Below are 4,127 nucleotides of genomic sequence, written 5' to 3'. Positions count from 1 at the left end.
CTCGCCGCAGCTTGCAGGCTCTCGTCAACTCGCGCCACGCCCGCTGTCGCGCCGGCTGCAGTCGCGTTGGCATCGTTGAGCATGCGTGCTTTGACTTTTGAGGGGGTGGACACGGGGGACTCCTTTGATCTGGATGGGGGGCTTGCCTAAAGACGTGTAAGCAATGGTTGCGGATTTATTCTAGTTATTGCCTCTTCGGCGGTGGAGGCTAATTATTCTGGTGCGCTCAAAAACAGTGGAATATTGACGATTTTGGCGGTCTGCTGAAATATCTTAAATACTCTCTTTGTTGTGTGTGAGATGGTATTTATTTGCGAGGCACAAAAGATCATTTCATGGGTTTGGCCGGGGCGGAGAGTCGCTCTCACCGCTCTTGGTACGGGCTTTCCCTGGGGGGCTTGGCCGCTGGCCTGGTGAAAGAGCGGCTTGGCACTCGGTTTTAAGCCGCTCAAGGCTCGGGCCCACCAAGGCATTGAATGAGGGTTGGAAAATATCTCTTCACCGCAGTCGGCGGGCGAGATTTTCGCGCTGCTTTAAAAGCGGCTCGATTGAATTCATTTCTGATTTGAAATGAATATTTCTAAATGGATAAGATGGTTTGATATCAATAAAAAGCCGCCCGTTTTGAGGCGGGCGGCTTTTGGGGGCTTGAGAGGCCGGGACCTTCAGCGTCGGAACTCAGAGCAACACTTGACTGTCCTGTGCCCAGGGCGCCTGGCCGACCCGCCCATGGTCTGTGCAGAGACCGTGCCATGCCATGGCCGCGGCTTCTGTGGGCGCAAGAGCGGCTTCTGGCGTCGTTGCAGTCTCCAGCATCACTGCGGCGGTGGTGGTGAACAGGTCTTCCGCGCTCAGTGAGGGCTGCGACTCTGGATGCCGTGTCTCGTTGCTGTCTTGGAACCACACATCGACCACCTCGAAGGACTCTCCGTTGAGCTTGGTACCCTCACCATGCAGGCCAAAGAAGTTGCCGTTCTGGTAGCTGCTGCCTTCGAGCGCCGACAGGTTGATGGACTGCACGCCGACAGCCTCCAGGCTTTGGAGCTCAGCCTGCTGGCTGACGCCGTCATGGTTGCTGTCCACCCAGACCTGGACGTTTTGCCACAGCTGATCCTGCGCATCGAAGACGCCGTTGTGGTCGCTGTCCAGCTCACTCAAGGCGGCGAAGCCATGCGCGGCCTTGCCTCCGTCGCTGCTGGGTGTGTTGTCGCCGAACAGTTCTGCGCCCGAGGTGATCTGTCCGTCGCCGTTGCGGTCGAGCGCCAGCAGGCCATCCTTGCCATCGGTCCAACCGACGCGGGTGGTCCGCCCATCAGCGTCAAGGTCGAAGTACACGCCATCGGCCTGTCCAACGGTTTGCACGCCGTCGCCGTTCAAGTCCAGCACCAAGGGGGATGGTGGGCACCAGTAGGTGCCAGAGGTGCCGGTCTTTTCGGCGTCCAGCACTTGCCCGGCGGCGTTGACTTCCTCGCGCCACAGCGTGAAGGCAATCGAGCTGTAAGGCAAGGGGTGCGATGGCAAGGTGAACTGAGAGATAAAGACTTGGTCGGTGGGGCTGACCCAGAACAAACCGTCCGCATCGGGCTCTACCAACTTCGCCGCACCGCTGCCGTCAATGATGGCCACCCGAGATTGAGTGCTGTTGAGGCTGTAGTCTGAGGGCTTGTTCGACAGTGCAATGCGGGTGCGCTCGCTGCCGTCCATGTCGCCGCTGCTGCCGCTAACGGTAAAGGTGTAGCGGTCCCAGACGCCGCCCAGGCCCGGCAATCCTCCGTAGCTCGACGGGCGGGCCGAGACGGACAAGGTTCCCAAATCGGCATCCGGTGAGATGTCGATGGCGAGCTTGCCACCTGTGAAGGGCACGGTCCCCTGGTCGAAGGCCGTGAACTGCACTTCCGCGTAGTCATTCAGTTTGTTGCCCACCCCGGGCGCAGCGTAGGCGTCGGTACCGGATTCATTCGCGTCCGGCACAAAGCGCAGCTTGTTGGCCTGAATGTCCTCTTTGCTGAACTGCTGGTTGACCGCCACGGCACGCCAGGTGCCGTTGTCATTGAACTCGAGTTTCCCGTCGGCAGGCAACTGCGTGATTTGCAGCTTGCTGGCGCCTGGCAGGTTGTCCAGATTGAAGTGGGTCCAGGTCAGCGTGACGGGGTTGTCTTCGGTGCCTTGCGCGGTGTTGCCTTGCAGGTCGTTGTCCAAAATGGTGCCAGTGCCTTGGGCGCTGGAGCCTGTGCTGGAGGTGACCTTCAGCTGAACGGTCTCCACCTTCTCAATGAGCTTGTCGTCGACTGTCGGGACTTTGACCTGATAGCTGGTGGTGCCGGCGGGCACGGAGACCTGACCTCCCACCACTTCGACCCAGCCTGCACCGAAGTTGACTTGCAGTGGCGTGCTGGTGTCCACCCCGGCCGTGCCGCTGCCACTGAGCACTTGCAGCGTCATGGTGGTGGCGGCGGACGAGGCCGAGGTGCCCACAGTGAACACCAAGTCTTGGCCCTCGGTCACGGTGTCCGGCGAGCTGACGGAAGTGACGTTGGCCAGGGCTGGGTCGACATTGATGGTCAGCTTGACGGGCTTCTCGGCATAGGCTCCTTGGCCGTCCTTGGGCAGGTAGTAGAAGACATCCTGCTGCGGGGTGGTGAGGCCCGCGGACTTGTCGGCCACATAGGTGTAGGTGCCGTCCGCGTTCAGCGTCAGATGGCCATAAGTGCCTTCGATGCGGGTGCCGACGTTTTCACCGGGCGTGACGCCGGGGTTGTTGTCCACACCAGCCACACGCAGTTGGTCCTCGGGGCCGTCAGGGTCGTCGTCGTTGCTTAACACCTGGCCCGTGACCTGCGGGAAGGTGGTGGTTTCAGCCGGCGTGCCGGGGTCAACTGGCAAGAGAACCTGCACGCCGGGTTTGACCAGCACTTGGGCCGGCAGGCTGCTGTGGTTGAAAACGTTGTAGCTCGTGCCGTCCACCAGCACGGTGCCGCCAGCGACCCAGGTGCCGGTGTCGCCACCGTGGTCGACCAACTGCGTCAAGGTCAGGCTGTTGGTGTTGTCGCCCAGCACCATCACTTGCGTGCGGCCGTTGACGGTGAAGGCATTGGTTTGACCTTGCGCCAACACGTCGTTAACGCTCATGATCAGCGCATTCTTGCCGCCGCTGCCGAGGTCGAACTTCTCGTAGTTGTTGACCTCTTGGTCCACGCCCGGGGTGCTGGAGAAGTTGGTCAGGTCCAGGCGCATGCCCTTACCCGTGAGGCGCAGGGTGTCGATGCCGTCGCCGCCTTCTATGTGGCCCTTGGACAAGGCGGCATCCAGCTCGGCCTGGGTGGCGAAGCTCAGCACATCGTTGCCGCTGTTGTCGATGATGCTGGGGTTGCCGGGGACGATGGAGCCGTCGTCCTTGCCGTAGGAGGTGCCGTCACGGGCCGCCTTTTGGCCCAGTTGCACATACGTTTCGGCATAGCCGGTTTGGCTGGTGACCCGGACTTCAATCTTGGTGATCAAGCCCTTGGCTTCCACCACGCCTTGCGAGTCATTGAGCGCAGTGACCGTATTGCCGTTGATGGCGCCCAGGCCATTGGTGCCCGCATTGGCCACCAAGGACAGCGTGGGGTTGAACTGCACGCCCTGTGCATCCCAGGCCGTGATGGTGGCGGTGGCGCTCAGGTCGAAGAACAAGAGGTTGGGGTCTTCAATGGGTTTGTCGAAGGTCAGCGTCAAGACCCCACCACTCCACATGTAGAGGCTGTTGCCCTCACGTCCATCCGCACTGCCGCCGGGGAAGAGTTTTTGCAGATTCGCGTCCACCTCGGCCGTGCTGGGCATCACCCCATACCAAGCGTCGTTCGTGATCTGAGACGTGACGTTGACCACACCGTCTTTGGTCACCAGGGTTCCGGTCGGCTGAGCGCCGGATGTCCGGTAGCCTGTGGCGACCCCCCAATCGGCCCAGTTCTCCACCGAACCGTTGGGGGCATCGATATTCACCGAGGCCTTGTTAGACCAGTCACCGCCATCGCGGTCACGGGCATAGAAGTTGTAGGAGCCGTCCTTGAGCGTGGTGGAGGTGAGGTCGAGGCTCCAAGAGCCATCGGCCTGGACCACGGCGGAGCCCACGGGGTTGTTGATGCCAT

1 protein-coding gene is annotated in these 4,127 nt (G+C 61.0%); it reads right to left on the bottom strand.

Going from position 1 to position 4,127, the window contains the following annotated elements:
* Window positions 1-678: 678 nt before the first annotated feature.
* Window positions 679-4,127, bottom strand: a 3,449-nt coding sequence (locus KAK11_RS21570) for an SPM autocatalytic domain-containing protein (protein WP_210811693.1), incomplete at its 5' end; no start/stop codon positions are given.

It is taken from the genome of Ideonella paludis (genome assembly GCF_018069865.1).
In the GTDB taxonomy this organism is placed as follows: Bacteria; Pseudomonadota; Gammaproteobacteria; order Burkholderiales; family Burkholderiaceae_C; genus Ideonella; species Ideonella paludis.
This window is presented reverse-complemented; position numbering and strand designations above follow the sequence as displayed.